Source organism: Clostridium sp. BJN0001, assembly GCF_022869825.1.
Classification (GTDB): Bacteria; Bacillota; Clostridia; order Clostridiales; family Clostridiaceae; genus Clostridium.
The window spans coordinates 2103754-2127439 of record NZ_CP094971.1 but is presented as its reverse complement, the minus strand read 5'-3'; the positions used below and the strand labels follow the sequence as shown (position 1 = coordinate 2127439).

The following is a 23686-nucleotide window of genomic DNA, read 5'->3' as shown; positions in this document are numbered from 1 at the left end:
AAATAGTATTGTGATAATATACAAAAATAGAGGTATTTGTAATGGATAGAAAAGTAATATTAGCGATTGAATCAAGTTGTGATGAAACAGCAGCGGCAGTAGTTGTAAATGGCAGAGAAGTTCTGTCAAATGTAATTTCATCACAGATAGAAACTCATACTAAATTTGGAGGAGTAGTTCCTGAAGTTGCTTCAAGAATGCATATAGAAGTTGTTGATAAAGTAGTTAAACAGGCTTTAAAAGAAGCTTCATTAACGATTGATGAAATAGATGCGATAGGTGTTACGTATGGACCAGGACTTGTTGGAGCACTTCTTGTTGGTCTTCAGTATGCAAAAGGTTTGGCACTTTCATCTGGAAAGCCTCTTGTAGGTGTAAATCATATTCAGGGACATATAAGTGCAAACTTTATTCAGTATAAGGAGCTTAAGCCACCATTTGTTTCACTTGTAGTATCAGGAGGGCATACTTTTATAGTTTATGTAAAAGACTATACTGAATTTGAAATAATTGGAGAAACACGAGACGATGCAGCTGGAGAAGCATTTGATAAAGTTGCAAGAGCAATTGGACTCGGTTATCCTGGAGGACCTAAGATAGATAAAATATCTAATGAAGGAAACGATAAAGCTTTTAATTTTCCAAGGGCAAAGTTTCACGATGACAGTTTAGATTTTTCTTTTAGTGGATTAAAATCAGCTGTTTTAAATTATATAAATAGTGCAAAAATGAAGAATATAGAAATAAATAAAGCAGATGTTGCATCATCATTTCAAAAAGCAGTTATAGATGTTTTAAGAAATAATGTTTTTTTAACATGCGAAAAAAGAAATGTAGATAAAATAGCAGTAGCAGGAGGAGTAGCATCAAATTCTCATCTTCGTCATGAACTTCTTAGTGAAGGAGAAGAAAAAGGAATAAAAATACTCTTCCCAGAACCTATTTTATGTACAGATAATGCCGCTATGATCGGAAGCGCTGCATATTTTAATTATATTAAAGGCTATGTATCAGATCTAGATATAAATGCAAAACCTAATCTAAAACTTGGTGAAATATAAATATTTTTGATGGGAGCAAGAAATGAAATTATTGAGAAATTCTAATGGTATATATAAAGTTCCTAAAGAAAAAGTAAGTGTTTTTAAGGTATTAAAATTTATTCTTATTATAATTGCAGTAATTTTATCTATTGGAGTTGTGCTTCAAATTGGGACTGATTTTATAAATAATACTAAATTTAAATCTGATTATAAATATATTCGTATTGATGGGAAGAAAAATGAATATAATTATAAAGGAAAAGGAAGCGTTACTGTAATTTTAGATGGATGTATAGGAACTACAATGTATCAGTGGAATGGTATTATTGATAAACTAAAGGAAAATAAAGATATTTCTATATTTACATATAATAGACAGGGATACGGATATAATGATGGAGGAGATAAACTAACTCCTAAAGAGCAAGCAATGAGACTTAAAACTATATTAAAGAAATCTGGAGTATCCAAACCATACATAATCGTAGGTGAAGGATATGGAAGTCTTGTAGGTACTAATTTTGCAAATGAATATCCTGATGAAGTAGGAGGAATGGTTTTAATTAATCCAATTAATGAAAAATCACTTAAAGAAGATTCTATAAAAAAAGAATATAAGAAGAAATATTTAAGAGCAAAAATTGAAGAATGTGCTTCCAATATCTATCTTACACATATAATTAATGACTTTAATTTGTCTGTTCAGGATAACACAGCTTATAAGAGCACTCTAAGTGAAGTACCTCTTGCTGAATTTAGTGCATTTGAAAACACTAAGAAGTACAGGCAAGCAGTTGCAAATGAATATAAGGCTTTGTGTGATGCAGATTCTGATAGCCAAAATGAAGGAGTTTTAAAAGGAAAGCCTGTTTATATACTTACAGATGAACAATCAGAATCATTAGAGAAACTTACTGATCCTGAAAATTTAAAAGTAAATAATATAGAAAAAACAGATGAGCTTTCTTCAAAATCTTATGAAGATGATGTTGTTGATGCGATAAATTCAGTTTCAAAACAGATTTTGAAAGAACTTAGGAAAAATTCATAAAATAAAATATTTTGACATTGGTTTGACATATAACGATTATATACTTTAGATAATAAATGAATTAAGTATTGGAGGTATTTGAATGAATAATAATGATTACATTGATGTTGATTCATCACCAGTTAATAATAATAATAATGATCAACCAGTATGGGGAAATTTTTATGAAGAGCCTAAGAATAAAGGGAATAATAAGAGTAAAGGATTTTCAAAGTTTTTAGGAAAAGTAGCAATTATAGTTGTAATATCACTTCTTTCAGGTGCTGCTGGAAGTTATGGTACATATTATATGGTTAAACAGAATAAGTTAAACTTAACTACAAATAATAATTTAACATATGTACCACAGTCTTTTACAGAGAGTGAAGACAATGCGATGTCAGCAACAGATGCGTTTAATAAAGTTGCACCAGCAGTAGTAATTGTATCAACTAAAAGCCTTACAGATAGTATGTTTGGTCAACAAGAAGTTGAAGGCATGGGTTCAGGCTTTATTATAAATCAAGATGGTTATATTCTTACAAATTATCATGTAATTTCAGGAGCAAAGGAAGTTACAGTTACATTAAGTGATGGAACTGAAGATAAAGCTACAGTTGTTAATTACGATTCAGAGAAGGATATAGCAATGATAAAACTAAGTGATAGTTCAAAAGTTCCTGCAGTAGCTGAACTTGGAGATTCAGATGCGATTTATCCTGGAGCAGAAGTTATAGCAATAGGAACTCCACTTTCGAAAAACTTTGCACAAACACTTACAAAAGGTGTTATAAGCGGAAACAATAGAACTATAGAAACAGAAAATGGTACTAGCGTTAATCTTATACAGACTGATGCTGCAATAAATCCTGGTAATAGTGGAGGACCTTTAGTCAACACAAAAGGACAGGTAATAGGAATTAATTCAATGAAGCTTGGTTCTCAGACTACATCATCTGCATCAGTTGAAGGATTAGGTTTTGCAATTCCTATAAATGAAGTAAAAGAAAAAATTGATTCATTATCAAAACAGATGGTTACATTAGGAGTAAGTATACGTGATATAGATAGTGATACTGCTAAGCAATATGATTTACCTGAAGGCGTATATGTTTTAAAGGTAAATGAATTTTCAGTGGCAGAAAAAAGTGGACTTCAAGTTGGAGATGTAATTGTTGAATGTGATGGTAAAAATGTTACTAAGAGTACAGAACTTAAAGAAATGCTCAATGAAAAAACTTCAGGTGAGTCAATGTCTTTAACAGTAGTCAGAGATGGGAAAAATATAGATATATCAGTTAACTTTTAGAATATAAAATTAATATCATGAACAAAACTTGTTATTTTTTCATATTTTATAGTATAAAACACATTGGAGGGAAAAATAATGAGCGGAAGAGTAAGTGTATGTTCTATTTGCCCAAAAGAAAATCAACAGATTGATGCTGTTGTTAAGATCTGCAAAGAGACTAGAAGTGCAATTTATGGAACTGTAGTAGATGAAGACATGGAACCTGTTGCAGATGCAGTAGTTAAATTATTAAAGGTATCAGATTGTGGAAGAGGAATTATACCATTAACTCATACTTTTACAGACGAATTTGGCCAGTTTTTGCTTGGACCTTTATGTCCTAATCAAAGATATATGCTTAAGATATATAAAGATTCAATTTGTATCAAATATGAAGAAATTGAAGCAGAATGCTATGAAGGATGTTGTATAGGCGAACCTGGATGCAATAGTTGCAATTAAAACAGAAGATGAGATTAAAACATTAATAAAGATATGTTTTAAACATTTAGGCTAAGTGACGGATAAGGATTTCTTATCCGTCACTACTTATTTTAAATAAAAATATTTATTTTATGGTATACTTAATTTATAAATTTTTTAACTTAGAGGTGTCAGTATGAATAAAAAAATCAAAATTATAGGATTTTTTTTAGCGTTAATGATAATTATTATAATGTCAATATTTTTTTTAAGACATTCAGATAAAGAGAAGATAGAAGGAAGTATCTCAATTGCTGTAAACGACGATATGTATGAGTATATGCAAGATGTAGCTGATAAATTTATGTTACAAAATCAAGGAACTAATATAAAAATAGATAAGATTTCAGATACAGCTAGTTTAGAAGATATCATAAAAGATAATACTTTAAATTATACAATGGTTCAAATAAATGATACAAAACTTAATAAAATATATGAAAATGTAAATATATATTCGGCCGATGAAAATGAATATATAAAACCATATAAAAGTAATTTTTCGAAATATAGATTACAAAAAGAAGAAAATCAAAATATTATAAAAATTCCATTAACATCAAGACCACTAGCGTTATTTATTAATGAAAGTTTACTTAGTAAATATGGATATACACAGTCAGATATAAATAAATGGGATGATATAATAAAAATTGGACAAGAAGTATATCAAAAAAGTGAAGGAAAAGTGAAATTATTAAGTGGTACAGGTCAGAATTATAATGATTTATTAGATCTTCTTTTAATGGAATATGTTTATACATATAATGATAATCTAGATGAGGATCAAATAAAAATTTTACTAGATACAAAATTTAATGAGCTTAAAGATTCTAATGTACTTACATGGAACAAAAATGATAAATATATAGCGAGAATTGGATCTATTAATGCTGTTAAAGAAATATCGAAATTAGAAGATAGCGAGAATTATGTAGCGATAAAAGTTCCAACTTTAAATGTTGGAGAAAATAAAAATTTTGCCTCTGAGGGAAGCAATCTTTTACTTTTAAATAATTCAAACAATAAGCTTATAGAAAAATTCACAACATTTTTAGTTACAGATAATTCTATTGCAGTAGACTATATAAAAAAAGGCGAATTTTTCTCGAGTTTTCAGTCGTGTTATAAATCAAAAGAAATAGAAGAAAAAGTGAATAACTTTAATGGTCAAAGTCCATTTCTTCTTTTAGCTAACGTAGAAGAAAAAACACCAGAATTTAATTCGTATAAAAAATATATTTCTATACGAAATAAAAATTATCAAAAATAATATAAAATTTATTGTAAAGCAGAAAAGCTTCTTGTAAAAATACAGAAGCTTTTCTGCTTTTATTCTTCTAATATTTTTTTATAAGCAGATAATGTTTTTTGCGCGGTTTTTTCCCATGTGAAATTAAGACTTCTTTGATATCCTTTTTCCGCAAGAGACATTCGAAATAAAGAATCATTTAATGTCTTTAAAAGAGCTTCCTCTAATTCATTTTCTTTTAGAGGATTTATAAGAATTGCTGAATCACTAGTTACTTCTGGAATAGATGTAACATTAGATGTAATAACTGCTGTTTTACAACTCATAGCCTCAAGTGGAGGAAGACCAAAGCCTTCATAAAGAGATGGATATACAAATGTATCAGCACTATTATATAAAATTGGAAGCAAATCATCTTCTATAAAACCTGTAAAAATAATATTTTTATCCATATTTATTTCTTTTACATAATTATAAAGCCTTAGGCCCTCATCTTTAAGAGAACCACAAATTAATAATTTATAATTAGCATTTAAATCTTTATAAATGTGTTTAAATGCGTTTATAAGACCAATAACATTCTTCCTTGGACTAAATCCGCCTATATAAAGTATGTATGGCGCAGGAACATTAAATTTGTTTTCTACAAATTTTTTGCAATATTTTTTATTTAGTGGAACATAATTTTTTGAAGCAGCAAGAGGTGTAACGAATATTTTATTTTCAGGATAAAAGCTAAAATATTTGAGGATATCTTTTTTTGAGTATTCTGATACTGTTAATATTCCATCTGCATCTGCTATTATATGAGGCATATCTTCTAAAAATTTTTTTAAGTATCCGCTTCCTACAGTTTCAGGCATGATATAAGGTATTAAATCATGAATAGTAACTACATTTTTTGCATTCTTACATTTATTAAGTCCTATTCCGTTTTGAGGTATATGATATATATCTATGTTATTTCTAAATATTTTATCAGGTATATAAAAATTATTATAAAAAGTACTCTTTTTACCAGATGAATATATTATGTGACTATTCTTGCTTATAAAGTTTTTATTAAAATTGCCACAACAAAATAAATAAAATTCATTTAAGCGTGAGATTTTTAAAAATTCATTTATAATATTTTCAGTATACGTTCCTATTCCAGTACCATGATATAAAGTAGCACCACGAGTATCTATGGCAATTTTCATATAGAGTCTCCTTATTTATAACTATATAAATAGAATATTATTTTTTTTGAAAAGTGTGTCTTTATTAAATAAAAATCACAATAAAATATTTATATACATATAATATTTAAAAGAATTACGATAGGAGTGGATTATGGACAATACTTTAAGCAGTATTTCTATAAAAGAATATGTTGAATCAAAGTATGATATAAAGTGCCAAGAAATTATAAAAGTTAAAGGAAGCTATATGATAAAAAGTGATGGTAAATCTTACTGCCTTAAGGTTAATGAGTATACGTATGAGCATACGTTATTTATAGTTTCAGCAATTATACATTTAAGAAAAAATAATTTCTTTTCTGTACCTGAAATAATAAAAGATAAAGAAGACAGGTATTTTGGTGTTATTGATAAAAAATGTGTTTATCTAACAAAATGGCTTAAAGCAAGAGAAAGTAATTTCAGTAATCCTGTAGAACTTGAATATATTTCTGAGAAGCTTTCAGAACTTCATTTGAAAAGTAGAAATTTTAATATATCATCTGATATGAGTCCTAGAATCTATTGGTTTAGATGGGAACAAAATTTTAATGATAGAAAGAATGAAATTTCAAATTTTTTAGAAAGAATAGATGAAAAAGCACAAAAAAACAAGTTTGATAAATTGTATCTTAAATACGCAGGAAAGGAAATAGAGAGAGCAGAGAATAGTATTAAAGGATTAAAAGAAAATTTTTATGTAAAAGCCATGGAAAAAGAAGTTTTTAAAAGAGGATTTTGTCATCATGACTTTGCTCATCATAATATTCTTATAGATAAAGATTCAAATATAAATATAATTGATTTTGATTATTGCATTTTAGATACACATCTTCATGATCTATGTTCACTTTTAATACGAACCATGAAAAATGGAAAATGGTGCTCAAATATAGCAGATTTAATAATAACTTCGTATAGTAAAAATTTAGCGATAGAAGATTATGAAGTACCGATAATGCGTGAATTTATGAGATTCCCTCAGAGCTTTTGGCAGATAGGACTTCAGGTATATTGGGAAATGCAACCATGGGGAGAAGACTTTTTTTATCAAAAACTTATAAAATATCTTGAAGATTGTGATGAAAGGGAAAATTTCATTGATGGCTATTTTTAGATTGGAGGTAAAATTTTGAGCTGTGAAAGTGTTAAATTGAAACTTAAATGTGCAGGAATAGAAATATCAGATAATCCTTTTCAAAAAGTTTCTGATATTGATGAAGAATTTATTTACAGGCAGATTGATTTAATTACCTCATTTCATAAAAAAGCAAAATCATGTTCATTTGACAGCATAGATGGTCTGCAAAGTGTAATCGGAAAAGAAATTGAAAGATATAAAATGCAGCTTAAAAAACTTGAGAGGTATTATAATAATATTTATTCAAATCCTATAAAAAATTGTGTAGATATATATCTTATATCAGAGGGAATGAATATGCTTAATCAGGGAAATGAAGCTATAAGGTATATATATAATAATGGATATCTGGATATAATAAAAAGAAGTATGAATAGAAACGAAATCTGCCTTGTAAAATGTGATGAGACAAATTTAGTGAAAGATGGAGAAAAATTAGTGATATATTATTTAAAATCAATTTGCTATAATCTTGTTGAAGAGGATTTACTTGGATATATAAAAAGGCTTCAGAAAAGGGGATATAAAGGAGATATAGAAGATTTAATTAAATATTTTGCATTTAAATCACATCTTTCATTTGATACTATTAAGTATTTAAAGGGTATGATGTTTTATCCAAAAGAGTTTTTAAAACAATGGGAAAGGTATTCAGATAATAAAAGCAGAAAAACATTTGATGAAACTTTAAAAAAACTTAAAAAGGCAGCTGCATATGAAGAAAAAAAAGATTTATTTATATATTAATATATAAAGGGGAATATAAGTGGTAAAAAATAAATACATTGAACAGAAATATTTATGTGGCTATGATCTTGATAAAAATTTTTTTGATAGTATTAATATTAAAGTAGATGATATTATTCCACTTAGAAAAGTATTTGTCATTTCTACTAAAAATGGTAAAAAAATATTAAAGAAAATTGAAAAAAGTTCTGATGAAATAAATATGATAAATGAGTGCCTTTTGTATATAAAGAAAACTGATCCTGATATAATAGAGTTTAATAAATTTCCAGATGGAAATGTATTTAAAGAATATAAAGGAAATATGTATGTTGTTATGGATATATTTAAAGGGCATGAGGTTTCTTTTTCAAATCCTGTCGAAGTTGATCTTTGTGCGAAATCTCTTGCAAAAATGCATAAATCCTCTAAAGGAATAATGGAATATATTAATAAAAAATATAATAAAAATTTTATTGACAAATCATTTCTTTTTAAAATAGATCAATGTGTAAAGAATTTAAAATATATAAAAGATATGGTTTCAAGATTTAAATATAAAAATGAATTTGATGATTTATTTTTTAGATATATAGATAAATATTTAGACGAAGTTATAGCAGCCTCTAGGTTTTTATTAAATAGCAGTTATAATGATTTGAGGCAGGAGAAGGAAACGATATGTGTCTGTCATAATGATACTGTATATAGAAATTTTATTGTGAATAACGATAGGGTAAGTCTTATTGATTTTGATTTTATGACTATTGATCTAAGAGTTATGGATGTAGCAGATTTTATTTTAAAAACTATAAAAAATGCGGGGTTTGATTTTGAAAAAATGAAATCTGTGTTACAATCTTATGAATCAGTTTCAAAGCTTGATTTAAGAGAGAAAAAGGTACTTTATGGATTGTTATATTTTCCAAAAGATTTTTACAATATATCATTAGATTATTATTTTAGAAGAAAGATGTGGGATTATAATATATATCTTGATAGGTTAAAAATGAAGATTGAAAACGATAAATTAAGATATCAGTTTTTAGATTTTTTAAGAAAGGAAATATAACAAAAAGAGCTGGCACTAATATATTTTTGTGTCAGCTCTTTCAATTATGATAAAATTTTTCTATATGCATTTATTGTTTTTAAGGCTGTTTTATTCCAAGAAAATTCTCTGCTTTTTTCAAGACTTTTTCTTACAAGAGTGAGTCTTAAAAGACTGTTTGTAAGAACTCTTTCTATATTTTTTGAAAGCATATCGATATCTTCTGGATTAACAAGTATTGCAGAACCTTGACAGATTTCTTTTAACGATGTTACATTTGATGTTATAACAGGTGTACCACATGCCATTGCTTCAATTGGTGGCAGCCCAAATCCTTCATAAAATGATGGATATACAAGTACTTCAGCAGCATTATAAAATAACGGCATATCATGTAAAGGAATAAAATCTGTAAATATTACATTTTCGCTTATACTAAGATCTTCAGTTCTTTTTTTATATTTTGAATATGATTTTCCCTTTTTGCCTATGATAACTAGTTTATATTTATTTTTTAAATTATTAGGGAGAAGTGAATAAGATTCAATAAGTCCTATTATATTTTTTCTTGGACTAAATCCACCTACGTAAAGTATAAAATCTTCTTCAATGCCATATTTTTTAGTTATTTCTTTTTTTGATCCACATTTACTGAGAGGAGTATATAAATCTTCAGCAGCAAGATGAGTTACAAAAATTTTATCTTCTGGAATATTAAATTGTTTTGATATATCATTTTTTGAAAATTCAGAAACAGTAATAATTCCATCACATATTTGAAGAGTTTTTGGAAGTTCGTTATTAAAAATTCGAAGATATCTGTCACTTACAGTTTCAGGCATTCTAAGTGGTATTATATCATGAAGAGTTATAACCTTTTTGCATTTGACGTATTCTGAAAGTCCCACTCCATTTTGGGGAACATGATAAAGATCGATGTCTGAGTTATTCAAAATATTAGGAACGTTTACTTCATCCCAAAAGTTATTTGAGTAATCAGTATCAACATAATTTATTTTAAAGTTATCAGACAGAGTGTTTTTCAATTCGCAATCAGGCATAAAAATTGAATAATTATTGATAGAATCAGTGTTGCTGAGACTTTTTATAAGTTCATGAGTATAAGTACCAATTCCAGTGCCGCGATACCATTTGGCAGCTCTTCCATCTATACCTATTTTCATTTAGTGACCCTTTCTAAGTAATTGTCTTAATTTATTATATTAAAACAGTATAAAAATGTTAATAAAAGAAGTATGTTTAACATATAAATATACAGGAGGTGAGGGAAATGATGAGAGAAATTGAAATTGAAAGACAATTCGATATAAAGATTGAACAAATGAAAGCAAATAAAGGTGTATATCATTTAAAAACAAATAAAGGTGACAGGTGCTTAAAGAAGATAAATTATGGACCTCAAAAATTAGCATTTGTATATGGAGCTAAAGACCATCTTGTAAAAAATGGATTTGATAATTTAGATAAATATTATTTAAATATACATGGAGAACCATATGCTTTAGTAAATGAAGATCTATATACATTATCTGAATGGCTTGATGGATGTGAATGTGACTTTCATAATATAGAAGAGGTAAAACTTGCATCTGTAGCACTTGCAAAAATGCATGAGGCATCAAAAGGATATGATCCTCCTGAGAATTCAAAACTTAAGAGTGATCTTGGACGTTGGCCTCATCTTATGGAAAAAAGAATAAAATCATTTGATAAGATGAGGGACATGGCACGAAAGAAAAACATAAAAAATGATTTTGATGTTAAGTATATTAATTCTTTGGAATTTTATAAGGAACTTGGGAAAAATGCACTTTTAGAACTCAATAAATCTGAGTATTATGAGTTATGTATGAAGGCTGAAAATAATAAAACATTCTGTCATCATGATTACACATATCATAATATAATTTTAAATGATAAAAAAGACATAAGTATAATTGATTTTGATTATTGCAAAAGAGAGATAAGAACTTTTGATATAAGTAATTTTATTACAAAAGTTTTAAAAAGAGTAGATTGGAATATAGAGTATGCAAAAGCTATATTAGATTCTTACAATTCAGTATCTGAACTTAAAAATGAAGAATATAGAGTTCTTTTTGCGTACTTAGAATTTCCACAAAGGTACTGGAGGCTTGCAAACAGATATTATTATAATGAAGTTAATTGGGCACAAAACACATTTTCATTAAAACTTCAAAAAATAGTAGATGAAAAGGAAAATTATTTGGAATTTTTAAAAGAATTCAAAAAAATTTATGTCAAAGAATAGAAAGATTAAAGAACGGAGAAACAATGCACAGAATTGTTAATAAGAAAGTTTTCGCAGTAATTTGCGGAAACTTTCTTATTTTATTTAATTTATTGTTAAAAGATTATTAACCTAATTTAGATGAAAATCATAATATAAATTATAGAATGATTTAGGAGAAAAAATAAATGAATATAGGAGATAAAGTGGTTAGAAAATCTTATGGAAAAGATGTAATATTTAAAATTATAGATTTAAAAACTAAAAATGGAAAAGACTGCATTGTTTTAAAAGGAATAAGCCTTAGAATAATTGCAGATGCGGATGCAGATGATCTTATAAAGGTTGAAGATTATTCAACATCAGCTCAAGAGAAAATTTTAAATAAAAGAGTTAATAATGCAATTAAAAAGGCAATTTCATATAGAAATGATTTTAGAGGAGGAAAAGAAGTAAAGGCAAGCAAAGAAAAAAACGAATTAATGTTTGGAAGACCAGGACGTATACTTCATATTGATGGGGACAAGGAGTATATGGAGACATGTCTTAAGGTATACAAGCAGCTTTCCCTTGATGCAGTAGGAGTAACGATTGCAGAGCAGGATCAGCCAGATAATGTTGTTTCTATAGTTAAAGAAGTAAAGCCTGATATAGTAGTTTTAACTGGTCATGATAGTGTTGTAAAAAAACCTGATGATTATTTAGATTTAAAAAATTATAGAAATTCAAAGTATTATTTAGAATCTGTAAAAAATTTAAGAGATTATAATTCAAGTTATGATGAACTTGTTATTTTTGCAGGAGCATGCCAGAGCTGTTATGAGAGAATTTTAGATGTAGGTGCAAATTTTGCTTCAAGTCCTAATAGAGTGCTTATTCACTGCCTTGATCCTGTTTTTGTATGTGAGAAGATAGCCTATACGAGAGTAGATAAGATAGTCCCTATAAAAGACGTGATAGAGAACACTATAACAGGCATAAAAGGGGTTGGAGGATTGCAAACAAGAGGCAAATATAGAGAAGGATACCCAAAATCTGTATATATATAAAAAGAAGTAGATATACTGAATAAAAAAAATATAATAGAAGACAATAATACTAGAAGAGCATTTTTTGAAAAATACTAACATTGACATTATAATTAAATAATGATAAAATAAATGTTTTACTTGACAGAATGCAATGCTTCTTGTATAATATATAATTGAAAGAGGGTGTTCACATGGAAAAGGTCAGAACGATAGCTTCAATAAAGAATGATATTGAAAGACATGTAGGAGAAATGGTGACATTAAAGGCTAACGGAGGAAGAAAAAAAATATTAGTAAATGATGGCATTATTGAGAGCGTATACCCTAGTATTTTTGTAATTAGATTAAAAGATGATATAAAAAGAACAGTAACATATAGTTATTCGGATGTTTTGACAAAAACTGTTCAGCTGGTTTTTCCAGCATAAACTTCGATAAATATCGAAGTTTATTTTTTTTATAATAAAAATATATAAAAAAAGAAAGATGGCGGGTTTCCATCTTTCAACTATGGTATAAAAGGGTATAAAAGGGTATTGAGAATTTATGAGAGGTTATATAATTAATAACCAAATATATAATACGTCTAATTAAAAAAAATGTCAATAAAAAAGAAATAAATGATATTTAATGTATAAAATAGTAGAAAAATAGAATAAAATATATGAAGCCTCAAGGAATAAAAGATCATTTGATTCTATATATATAGATAGTAGAATTAAAATGAGGAGGCAGAAATATAATGTCTGAGTTGGATTTAGTAAAAGAGAATGCAGAATTTGAACAACTTATTAGAGAGGATAAAATTGATATTCCGATAAAAGATGAATATTTAATTCCAGATACTCATCCAGATGTTTATAAAATATTAAGTGTTACAGCAGTGCCTGAAATAACTAAAAAAGAAATAACTAAGGATAAAATTAATATAGAAGGAAAAGTGAGATATACAGTTGTATATTTAGCTGAAGAAGATGGAATACTTGTAAATTCAGTTAATTATTTAGAGAGTTTTTCAAACAGTATAAATCTTAAACAGGATGAACATAAAACTATATGTGAAGCGTTTTTTATAAAAAGTGATATTAACGGTTCAATAATGAATGAAAGAAAAATTTCAATAGATTCTTTGTTTACATTGCAGTTTGAAATTTATAAAAGCAAAAATTTTGAATTTGTAAAAGATATTAATTCTGATTACGATGTTGAAACACTTAAAAAAACTGAAACAGTAAATAAGATAAAGTGCAGCGGTGAAGTCACTATGCCTGGAAAAACAATTATGAGAATAGGAATGGATAAGGAGCAGGCAGAGAAGATTATACATTGCAGTCTTTCTCTTCATAAAAGAGAAGTAAAACTTGCTCAAGATAAGGCATATATTGGATGCTATTGCTACGTAAAAGTAGTGTATAGGACAAGCGACTCAAAAAATATAATGGTAGCTGAAGATGATATATATCTTTCAAAAGATAAGGAATGCGAAGGAATAACTGAAGACATGATGGCTTGTTCAGATTTTGAAGTACGGGATATAGACATGAATCTTGAGGAAGATGATTTAGGAGAAAAGAGAATAATAAATTGTGAATTTAATGTAATTTCTACAGTAAAAGTTTTTTCAGAAGAGACAATAGCTGCAGTAGATGATGCATATTCTCCTGATGCTGTAATATCTGTAAAAAGAGAAATGTGTGAATTTGGTATTCTTCAAGGAATAAATAGCGAGCAGATAACAGTTAGGGATAATATAAAATTAGGTGAGGATACATTAAAGCCAGAAGAAATTATATCTGAAAAAGCATCAGTATCAATTTCAGATAAAAAAGTACTTTCAGATAAAGTAATTGTTGAGGGAATTATTAATGCAGAGGTGTTTTATAAGACAGACGATGAAGAAAATCCTGTATCGAGTATAAAGGCTGAAATACCATTTTCTTCAGCAGTTTCAATTCCTGGAGCAACAGATGAAATGCATGCTATTTTAAAAACATATATTGAGGATGTAGATGCATCTATAGAAGGAAATTCTATAGGGATTAAAATTGAACCTAATATTGTTGCAAAAGTATATTATGAAACTAATAAAGAATTTATTGTTGATGTTTATGAGGATGAAAATAAAATTCCATCTAAAAAAGCAAGTATGACAATTTATGTTGTTGGGAAAGATGATACTTTATGGGGACTTGCTAAAAAATTTAATACAACAGTAGATAGCATACTCAAAGTGAATGATATAGCAGATGAAAATAAAATATATATAGGACAAAAAATAATAATTCCAGGAAGAGTAAAATTGTAATAATTTTATGTAAGAATAGAAGCCGCTATTTTTTAGCGGCTATTTTTATACATAAAAATAGTATATATCAGCGATATTTATATAAAAAACTCTTTTTTGAATAAATTTTTGGTGAGAGGGAAATAATAGTTATTGCATGATATGAGGTGATAAATTTGGAAGAAAATTTAAGTGGAAATTTAATCATAATTGGAGGAGCAGAAGATAAAAAAGGAAGAAAAGAGATATTAAAAAAAGTATGTAATGTTATTGATAGAGATAAGGATATGCTTCTTGTTGCAACAATAGCCACAGAATATCCTAAAGAAGCAGCAGCAAGATATGAGGAAGTTTTTACTGAACTTGGAGTTAAAAATATAGAGGTTTTAGATATAAGCGAAAGAAGGCAGGCATATAGAAAAGAGAATGCGAATCTTATAGATAAAGCTTCATTAATATTTTTTACTGGTGGAGATCAGCTTAGAATTACAAGCATTATAGGGGGGACTATTGTAAATGATGCTCTAAAAAGAGCTCATAAAAATGGAAAGTTTATAGTAGGAACTTCAGCTGGAGCTTCAGTTATGAGCGACACTATGATTGTAGAAGGTGATGATGATGGTTCACCAAGAAAATGCACTTTAAAGATGTCTCCTGGTTTAGGACTTTTAGATGGGGTTATTATTGATCAGCATTTTGCACAAAGAGGTAGAATTGGACGTCTTTTAACAGGTATTGCTCAAAATCCTGAAGTTTTAGGCATAGGTATAGATGAAAACACTGCAATAGTTGTAAATAAAGAAAAATGTATAGAGGTTATAGGGGAAGGAGCTGTATATGTTATTGATGGAAGTTCAATAACATATACAAATGTTTCAGAACTTCATGCAGATGAAATATTAAGTATGTACAATGTTAAATTATATATTTTAACAAGTGGAAATAAGTTTGATTTACTAAAAAAATTACCTTTTGAGGAGGAAAATTAGGGTATGAAGATTATTGATAAGAGAGTATATGAAAATAAAAATATATACTCTTATAAAAAATGCATTAGAGTTGATGTAGATTTGGAGGGTTACTGCGAAGTACCAAGTAAAGATATACCTAATTTTAATTTTAATCTTATAAAAATGATTCCTGAATTAAAAAAACATAGATGTGGAATTGATGAAGAAGGTGGATTTGTCAAAAGATTGAAAGAAGGAACATATCTTGCCCATATTTGTGAGCATATATGTATTGCACTCCAAAATAAATTTGGAATAGATGTTTCGTATGGAAAGGCAAGAGAAATTAAAGAAGATTCATATTACATTATTTTGGAATATCAATATAAAAATACAGCGATTTCATGCATTTATTTAGCAGTTGATATAATAAATTCATTAATAAATCAGATACCTATTGAATTTGAGGGACGTATAGAGCAGATAAAACATATTTTCCTTAAAGAAGAATTAGGACCAAGTACAAAAGCTATATGTTTAGCCGCTAAGGATTATAATCTCCCTGTAATCCAGCTTTATGATAGTGGTTTTTATCAGATAGGATATGGGAAAATGGGTAGAATGTTTGAGGCAACTATAGGTAATGCTACTAACTGTATAGGAGTAGATATATCTTGTGATAAACTTCTTACTAAAAATATGTTAAATAATCAGAATATACCTGTTGCAAAAGGAGAAAAAGTATTAAATGTAATGAATCTCTTAATTAACGCAGAAGAAATAGGATATCCTGTTGTTTTAAAGCCACAGTATGGTAATAAGGGAAAAGGGATAATACTTAATATAAAAGATGAAAAGGAGCTAGTTGAATCATATTCAGTAATAAAAAAGAAATTTAAAGATATTATGCTTGAAGAATATAAAAAAGGAAAAGATTACAGAGTATGTGTAGTAAATTATAAAGTTGTAGCAGTTTCGGAAAGAATTTTACCATATGTAATAGGTGATGGAGTAAATGATTTGAAATCTCTAATATATTTAGAAAATGAAAATAAAATGAGAGGAGAAGATCACGAAAAACCACTTACTAAAATAAAGATAGATGATGATCTTCTAATTAATTTAAAGAAACAAAATATTTCATTAAATACTGTTATAGAAAAAGATAAAAAGGTGTTTTTAAGAGAAAATGCTAATTTATCAACAGGTGCAACAGCTATTGATTGCACGGATAAAATATGCAGAGAAAATATAGATTTTTGTATTACTGCAGCTAAGATATTACAACTTGATATATGTGGAATAGATATATGTTCAAATGATATTTCAGTTCCTCTTGATGAAAATGGAGGAATAATAATGGAAGTTAATGCTGCACCTGGAATACGAATGCATCATTTTCCAAGTAAGGGTGAGTCACATAATGTTGGAAAAGCAATTTTGAATATGTTTTATAATAATAGACCTGCAAATATACCAGTTATTTCTGTCACAGGAACGAATGGAAAGACAACGACTACAAGGCTTATATCATATGTACTTAGAAAAGTAGGTTATAATATAGGAATGACATCGACAGATGGTGTGTTTTTAAATGAAAAGTGTATTCATAAAGGTGATGATTCTGGATTTAATAGTGCAAAAACGATACTTATGAATAAAGATATCGATATTGCTGTACTTGAAACGGCAAGAGGAGGAATAATAAAAAAAGGTCTTGCTTATGAAGAAGCAGATGTTGCAGTAATAACTAATATTACTAATGATCATCTTGGATTAAATGGAATAGATACAATGAAAGATTTGTGCTTTGTAAAATCTCTTGTTGGAGAAGCTGTTAAAAAAAATGGATATGTGGTAGTTAATGCTGATGATAAATATAGTAAGGAGATAATAAGCAGATTAAAGAGTAATATAATTTATTTTTCTAAAAACAAAAATAATCCTCTTATTGAAAAAAATATAGAAAATGGAGGAACGGCTGTATATTTAAATAATAATAATCTATGTGTTACAAATAAAGGAACTGAGTATAAGTTAATATCTATCTATGATTTACCAATTTCATATAATGGAATTTTAAAATACAATATAGAAAATGCAATGGCTTCAGTTGCTGCACTTGTAGGAATGAATATTGATTATTGTATTATATCAAAAGGATTAAGAAATTTTAAACTTAATTCTATAGAAAATAGAGGAAGATTTAATTTATATAAATGTATAAAAAGAAATATTATATTAGATTATGGTCACAATATTGAAGGGTATAAAGCTGTTTTGGGTTCTGTAAAAAAAAGTGTTTCAACAGGTAAAAAATTTATAGGAATTATAGGAATGCCTGGTGATAGAAAAGATAGTGATATTAAGAAAGTTGGAGAGATAGCTGCAAAATATCTTGACAATATTATTATAAAAGAAGATGTTGACAGACGTGGAAGAAAAAAAGGAGAGATTGCATCAATTTTAACAAGAGCAGTTAAAGAAACAAAAGAGTGTGTTTCTGTAAAGTCTATTTTGAATGAAGAGGAAGCCTTAAAGTATGCAATAAATATAAGTAAACCAAATGATACCATTGTTATGTTTTATGAAAAGATTGAACCTCTTGAAAATATCATAAATGATTTGAATAAAGAAAATTATAATATGGAACTATTAAAAGTTGTACAGAAATAGATAATATTGATTGCTTAATAGACAGAGTTTTTTGCATATGTTAAAATATTAAAGAAAAAATGAAAGGACGAAATTTATGGATATTAAGGCATATGCAAAAATAAATATTGCTTTAGATATTGTAGGAAAAAGAGATGATGGTTATCATCTTTTAAGAATGATAATGCAGACGATTGATCTTTATGACGTTGTGAGTGTATCTAAAGCTAAATCTGGAATACATGTAACATGTAATAAGCCATATGTGCCTGTAGATAATAGAAATTTAGCATATAAGGCTGCAGATATTTTTTTAGATAAATATAAGATAAGTTCAGGAGTAGATATAAATATTTTAAAGAATATACCAGTTTCAGCAGGACTTGCTGGAGGAAGCACAGATGCAGCTGCAGTTATAAAAATAATGAACAAATTATTTGATATTAATGAAAGCAGTGATAATCTTAAAAAATTATCATTAAGTCTTGGTGCAGATGTTCCATACTGTATAGAAGGAGGAACTGCTCTTTGCGAAGGTATAGGAGAAATAATAACTTCCTTAAAACCATTTAAAAACAGAATCTTAGTTCTTGTAAAGCCTCCATTTGGAGTTTCAACTAAAGAAGTATATAAAAAGTTTGATTTGTCTAAGGTATACAATCATCCAGATATAGATGAAATAATTAATAATATGGAAAAAAATCAAGATGGATTGGTTTATAAAAAAATGAAAAATCTACTTGAAAATGTTACGCTTAGAAAATATAAAGAAATTTCAGAAATAAAAATTCAAGCTATGAATAATGATGCTGAGGGAACAATGATGAGTGGAAGTGGTCCGACAGTTTTTGCTTTTTTTGATGATATGATAAAAGCACAGAGATTTTATAATAAAATGTCTTGCAAATACAAAGAAGTATACTTGACAAGAACTATATAATTAATATTGTGAATAAATATTCTCAAATTGGTTATCATTTCAACTGTGGGGGTAATGAATATGAGAATATTAAAGTTAGTATTTATGATTTTGTCAATAAGTTGTTTGTTTTTTGTATGTGGGTGTGATCTAAATCAAAATGAATTATATAGTTATAGTGAATTATGTACATATAATCAAAAGGTTTTAGATTATAGTAATGTTAAAGATTCTCTTATAAGGTTTCATGTTATTGCAAATAGTGATAGTGAAGAGGATCAAAATTTAAAAATAAAAGTAAAAAATAAAATAATAAATTATCTTTATCCATATCTTAGTGAGTCAGAATCTCTTGATCAGTCTAGAAAGATTATTTTACAGAATATTGATAAAGTAAAAAAGATAGCTCAAGATGAAATAAAGTTAGATTCTTATAATTACGATGTAGATGTTAAACTTTCACGGGAAAACTTTCCCGAAAAATCTTATGGAAATATTATTCTTCCACAGGGAAATTATGAAGCTTTTAGAGTGATCATAGGAAAAGGAGAAGGTAAAAATTGGTGGTGTGTTATGTTTCCACCATTATGTTTTGTTGATGAAAGTATGGCCGAAATAAAATATAACGAAACAGAAGAAAAAATAAGTAATAGTACAGAAAACAATAAAGATAACGATGAAATACAGATAAAATTTAAATTAGAAGAAATATTAAAAAACTTATTTAACTAGGAGGAAAACAATAATGGTACGTGCATTAGCTATGATGTCTGGTGGTTTAGATAGTGTTCTTGCAGCGAAAGTAATAAAGGATCAAGGAGTAGAAGTTATAGGATTGTGTTTTAAATCATACTTTTTTGATGAAGAAAATGCTGAAAGGATGGCTAAGCAAATAGGAATAAAACTTGTTGTAGTAGACTTTTCAAAAGAGCATTTTGAAATGGTTAAAGATCCAAAACATGGATGGGGAAAGAATATGAATCCATGCATAGATTGCCATGCAATGATGATGAGATATAGTGGAGAAATGCTTAAAAAGTATGATGCAGATTTTATTGTAACAGGTGAGGTATTAAATCAGAGACCAATGTCTCAAAATAGAGCCGCACTTGATATTGTAAAAAATGAATCTGGATTTGCAGATAAAATATTAAGACCTTTATGTGCAAAAAATATTAAAGAAACACAGATGGAAAAAGATGGGCTTGTAGATAGAGAAAAATTATTTGACATTTCAGGAAGAAATAGAAAAGTTCAAATGGAACTTGCTGAAAAATTTAAAATAACAGATTATCCATCACCAGCTGGAGGATGTAAGCTTACAGAACCGAATTATTCATTAAGACTTAGAGAAAACCTTGAGCGTACAGGTGATATGACTGAAAAAGATATTAAACTTTTAAGATATGGACGTCACTTTGTTACTGACAATAAAGTAAAAGTAATTGTCACAAGAACACATGATGAATTTATGGAAATAAAAAAAATTATGAATGTTCATGACTTTCTTTTTATGGCATGTGATTATAATGGAGCATCTGTTATTATTCCAGAAGGAAATAATATAATTGAAGATGATATCATTTTTGCATGTAGATTAGCTGCAAGGTATAGCAAAGGAAAAAATGAAGAAAGCATAAAAATTAAATTTGGACATGCACAGACTGATCTTGAAAATATAAGAGAAGTATCACCTTTTAATGAAGATGATATGAAAAAATACTGTGTAAATTAAGATTTAAAGAGGAAAGCTAAATGAAAAATAAAGCATTGATATTTGTCAAAAGTATAATTCATGGAGATGAAGATGATTCTATTGAAGTTATATCTGATGGGTATTTTATAAATAAACATAGTCTTGCTATGGCGGAATATGATGAATCGAAAGTATCGGGAATGGAAGGTACACATACATCGATACTTATAAAAAAAGATTCGTTTAAAATTATACGAAGCGGAAATATAGAAACTGAAATGGAGTTTAAGAAAAAAGAGAGAACTGCATGTCTATATAAAACAGCTAATGGAATAATCAATATTGAAATAGATACAATAGATCTTACTGTAAATGTAGATGATTGTGGTGGAGTTATAAGATGTCTTTATTTATTGTCTATTGATGGACAGGTTATATCAAGAACAAGTATCGTTATAAAAATCAAATTAAAAAATATTGATTAAAATACATAAAATTGGATATCATTATTAGTAAATAATATTAATAGGTGATAATTATGTTAAGATATAGAGAAATTCTTATATTTTTGTGCAGATATTATGAGATTACATATAATGATTTGATAAATAATTTAAAAAATAAAGAAAAAGTTGATTTCTTTCTGCTTCTGCTTAAGTATAATAATTGCTTTGAAAAAGATAAGCTTACTTCGGTATTGAATTTGAAAACAGTAAGGAGTATAGTAAACAGAGTTAATAAGGCAGAAAGAAAACTTTTGATTAATAGTGAGTTTAGAAAGAAATTTTTTAATTTAGAAAAAAGTATTGATAGAAATAGTATAGGTAATTTATAAAAAAGACTAGATATTATTAAAAAAATATGTTAAGATAGTATCTATGTTATTGAGCAGAACAAATACCCCATAGTTATGTTATGGGGTAATTATCATTATATCAGAGATTTTGCAAAAGTCAATAATATTTTTAATATTAACATAAGGAGGAAAAAAATGAGTACTAAGTATGTTTTTGTTACAGGCGGAGTAGTTTCAGGATTAGGAAAAGGAATAACAGCAGCATCTTTAGGTAGATTATTAAAGAATAGAGGGGTGAAGATTTCAATTCAGAAATTTGATCCTTATTTAAATGTTGATCCAGGTACAATGAGTCCTTATCAGCATGGAGAAGTATTTGTCACTGATGATGGTGCAGAGACTGATCTAGATTTAGGACACTATGAAAGATTTATCGATGAAAGTTTAACTAAAAATTCTAATGTTACAACTGGAAAAATATATAGTTCAGTTATTGAAAAGGAAAGAAAAGGTGAATTTTTAGGAGGAACTGTTCAAGTTATTCCACATATAACGAATGCAATTAAAGATAAAGTTTATAAAGTTGCTAAAGAGAGAGATGTCGATGTAGTTATTACTGAAATTGGAGGAACTGTTGGAGATATAGAATCGCAGCCATTTTTAGAAGCTATAAGACAAATAAAAAATGAGGTTGGAAGTCAGAATGTATGCTATATACATGTTACTTTAGTACCTTATCTTGGAAAATCTGGGGAGTTAAAGACAAAGCCTACACAGCACTCAGTAAAAGAACTTAGAACTATAGGTATTCAACCTGATATAATAGTATGTAGAACAGAAAAAAATCTAAGTGATGATCTAAAAGCTAAAATAGGTTTATTCTGTAATATTGAAGCAAGAGCGGTTATTGAAAACCTTGATGCAGAAAATCTTTATGAAGTTCCATTAATGCTTCACAATGAAGGATTAGATAATCTTGTATGTGAAAAACTTCAATTAGGATATAGAGATATTGATAATTCCGAATGGATAGAAATGGTTAATAAGATTAAGCATCTTAAAGATACTGTTACTATTGCGTTAGTTGGAAAATATGTAGAACTTCATGATGCGTACATATCAGTAGTAGAGGCATTAAGCCACGGTGGTTATGCTAATAACTCTAAAGTTAATATCAGATGGATTAATGCTGAAGATATTGAAAGTGGAGATGTAAATAAGATACTAAAGGGTGCAGATGGAGTACTTGTACCAGGAGGTTTCGGAGATAGAGGAATTGAAGGAAAGATTTCAGCAGTAAGATGGGCAAGAGAAAACAAGGTTCCATTCTTTGGTATATGTCTTGGAATGCAGTGTGCAGTTATTGAATTTTCAAGAGATGTATTAGGATTTAAAGATGCCAATAGTTCAGAAATAAATCCAGATACTAAGTATCCTGTTATAGATTTAATGAATGATCAGAAAGATATTGAAAATCTTGGTGGAACAATGAGACTCGGTAAATATCCATGCAGAATTGCTGATGATACTAATGCTTTAAAAGCATATAAAGAAAAAAATATAAATGAAAGACACAGACATAGATATGAATTCAACAATAGCTATAGAGAACAGATTGCAAAAGGTGGAATGACTATAGCAGGAACAAGCCCAGATAATAGACTTGTTGAAATTGTTGAAATAAAGAATCATCCTTGGTTTGTTGGAGTTCAGTTTCATCCAGAACTTAAATCAAGACCAAATAAGCCACATCCATTATTCATTGGCTTTATAAAAGCAGCTTTAAAGAATAAATAGAATATTATATAAATAGGCAGGAAGGGTTTACTACTCTTTCTGCTAT

At 27.9% G+C, this 23686-nt stretch carries 22 protein-coding genes; 20 read left to right on the top strand and 2 right to left on the bottom strand.

The genetic code is table 11. The features are described 5' to 3' along the window. Positions 1 to 41 precede the first annotated feature (41 nt). The 5 genes from tsaD to MTX53_RS10370 all read left to right on the top strand — a co-directional run bounded on the left by tsaD (position 42) and on the right by MTX53_RS10370 (position 5120). On the top strand, positions 42 to 1061 hold the full coding sequence (tsaD, locus tag MTX53_RS10390) for a tRNA (adenosine(37)-N6)-threonylcarbamoyltransferase complex transferase subunit TsaD (RefSeq protein WP_244833725.1): 1020 nt from the start codon (positions 42 to 44) through the stop codon (positions 1059 to 1061). Between the two features lie 22 nt (positions 1062 to 1083). After that, entirely contained in the window at positions 1084 to 2094 is a 1011-nt protein-coding gene (locus tag MTX53_RS10385; protein WP_244833724.1) for an alpha/beta hydrolase, read from the top strand. Positions 2095 to 2176: 82 nt separating this feature from the next. Then, positions 2177 to 3382, top strand: a complete 1206-nt coding sequence (locus tag MTX53_RS10380; RefSeq protein WP_244833723.1) for a trypsin-like peptidase domain-containing protein — start codon at positions 2177 to 2179, stop codon at positions 3380 to 3382. Positions 3383 to 3460: 78 nt separating this feature from the next. Further along, entirely contained in the window at positions 3461 to 3826 is a 366-nt protein-coding gene (locus MTX53_RS10375; protein ID WP_244833722.1) for a carboxypeptidase-like regulatory domain-containing protein, read from the top strand. A 157-nt stretch (positions 3827 to 3983) separates the two neighbouring features. After that, entirely contained in the window at positions 3984 to 5120 is a 1137-nt protein-coding gene (locus MTX53_RS10370; RefSeq protein ID WP_244833721.1) for a carbohydrate ABC transporter substrate-binding protein, read from the top strand. Positions 5121 to 5179: 59 nt separating this feature from the next. On the opposite strand, the gene MTX53_RS10365 is transcribed toward MTX53_RS10370, so the two are convergent. Beyond that, positions 5180 to 6301: a glycosyltransferase family 1 protein gene (locus MTX53_RS10365; RefSeq protein ID WP_244833720.1), complete on the bottom strand. Its 1122-nt coding sequence runs from the start codon at positions 6299 to 6301 to the stop codon at positions 5180 to 5182. Positions 6302 to 6434: 133 nt separating this feature from the next. Here MTX53_RS10365 and MTX53_RS10360 point away from each other — a divergent pair, with 133 nt between their 5' ends. The 3 genes from MTX53_RS10360 to MTX53_RS10350 are packed head-to-tail and all read left to right on the top strand — an operon-like array spanning position 6435 to position 9261. Continuing rightward, a complete protein-coding gene (locus tag MTX53_RS10360) occupies positions 6435 to 7439 on the top strand; it encodes a CotS family spore coat protein (RefSeq protein WP_244833719.1) in 1005 nt (334 codons plus the stop codon). Between the two features lie 15 nt (positions 7440 to 7454). Next, complete coding sequence (locus tag MTX53_RS10355; protein ID WP_244833718.1) at positions 7455 to 8210, top strand: spore coat protein; 756 nt, start codon at positions 7455 to 7457, stop codon at positions 8208 to 8210. A 19-nt stretch (positions 8211 to 8229) separates the two neighbouring features. After that, a complete protein-coding gene (locus tag MTX53_RS10350) occupies positions 8230 to 9261 on the top strand; it encodes a CotS family spore coat protein (protein WP_244833717.1) in 1032 nt (343 codons plus the stop codon). Positions 9262 to 9305: 44 nt separating this feature from the next. On the opposite strand, the gene MTX53_RS10345 is transcribed toward MTX53_RS10350, so the two are convergent. After that, entirely contained in the window at positions 9306 to 10424 is a 1119-nt protein-coding gene (locus MTX53_RS10345; protein WP_244833716.1) for a glycosyltransferase family 1 protein, read from the bottom strand. Positions 10425 to 10531: 107 nt separating this feature from the next. On the opposite strand from MTX53_RS10345, the gene MTX53_RS10340 reads away from it, so the two are divergent. From MTX53_RS10340 to MTX53_RS10285, 12 genes are all read left to right on the top strand, one after another. Continuing rightward, positions 10532 to 11533 (top strand): CotS family spore coat protein, encoded by a 1002-nt coding sequence (locus tag MTX53_RS10340; protein ID WP_244833715.1) that lies wholly within the window; start codon positions 10532 to 10534, stop codon positions 11531 to 11533. Positions 11534 to 11700: 167 nt separating this feature from the next. After that, complete coding sequence (gene yabG, locus MTX53_RS10335; RefSeq protein ID WP_244833714.1) at positions 11701 to 12561, top strand: sporulation peptidase YabG; 861 nt, start codon at positions 11701 to 11703, stop codon at positions 12559 to 12561. 173 nt (positions 12562 to 12734) lie between these two features. Then, positions 12735 to 12971: a Veg family protein gene (locus tag MTX53_RS10330; protein WP_244833713.1), complete on the top strand. Its 237-nt coding sequence runs from the start codon at positions 12735 to 12737 to the stop codon at positions 12969 to 12971. Positions 12972 to 13285: 314 nt separating this feature from the next. Continuing rightward, positions 13286 to 14848: an SPOCS domain-containing protein gene (locus MTX53_RS10325; protein ID WP_244833712.1), complete on the top strand. Its 1563-nt coding sequence runs from the start codon at positions 13286 to 13288 to the stop codon at positions 14846 to 14848. Between the two features lie 155 nt (positions 14849 to 15003). After that, entirely contained in the window at positions 15004 to 15816 is an 813-nt protein-coding gene (locus MTX53_RS10320) for a cyanophycinase (protein WP_244833711.1), read from the top strand. Positions 15817 to 15819: 3 nt separating this feature from the next. Beyond that, complete coding sequence (gene cphA, locus MTX53_RS10315) at positions 15820 to 18453, top strand: cyanophycin synthetase (RefSeq protein WP_244833710.1); 2634 nt, start codon at positions 15820 to 15822, stop codon at positions 18451 to 18453. Positions 18454 to 18529: 76 nt separating this feature from the next. Continuing rightward, positions 18530 to 19372 (top strand): 4-(cytidine 5'-diphospho)-2-C-methyl-D-erythritol kinase, encoded by an 843-nt coding sequence (ispE, locus tag MTX53_RS10310; RefSeq protein WP_244833709.1) that lies wholly within the window; start codon positions 18530 to 18532, stop codon positions 19370 to 19372. Positions 19373 to 19432: 60 nt separating this feature from the next. Further along, complete coding sequence (gene spoIIR, locus MTX53_RS10305) at positions 19433 to 20083, top strand: stage II sporulation protein R (protein ID WP_244833708.1); 651 nt, start codon at positions 19433 to 19435, stop codon at positions 20081 to 20083. A 13-nt stretch (positions 20084 to 20096) separates the two neighbouring features. Continuing rightward, entirely contained in the window at positions 20097 to 21086 is a 990-nt protein-coding gene (locus MTX53_RS10300; protein ID WP_244833707.1) for a tRNA 4-thiouridine(8) synthase ThiI, read from the top strand. A gap of 20 nt (positions 21087 to 21106) precedes the next feature. Beyond that, positions 21107 to 21532 (top strand): DUF1934 domain-containing protein, encoded by a 426-nt coding sequence (locus MTX53_RS10295; protein ID WP_244833706.1) that lies wholly within the window; start codon positions 21107 to 21109, stop codon positions 21530 to 21532. Between the two features lie 53 nt (positions 21533 to 21585). Beyond that, entirely contained in the window at positions 21586 to 21882 is a 297-nt protein-coding gene (locus MTX53_RS10290; RefSeq protein ID WP_244833705.1) for a hypothetical protein, read from the top strand. Between the two features lie 156 nt (positions 21883 to 22038). Then, entirely contained in the window at positions 22039 to 23640 is a 1602-nt protein-coding gene (locus tag MTX53_RS10285; protein WP_244833704.1) for a CTP synthase, read from the top strand. Positions 23641 to 23686: the final 46 nt, after the last annotated feature.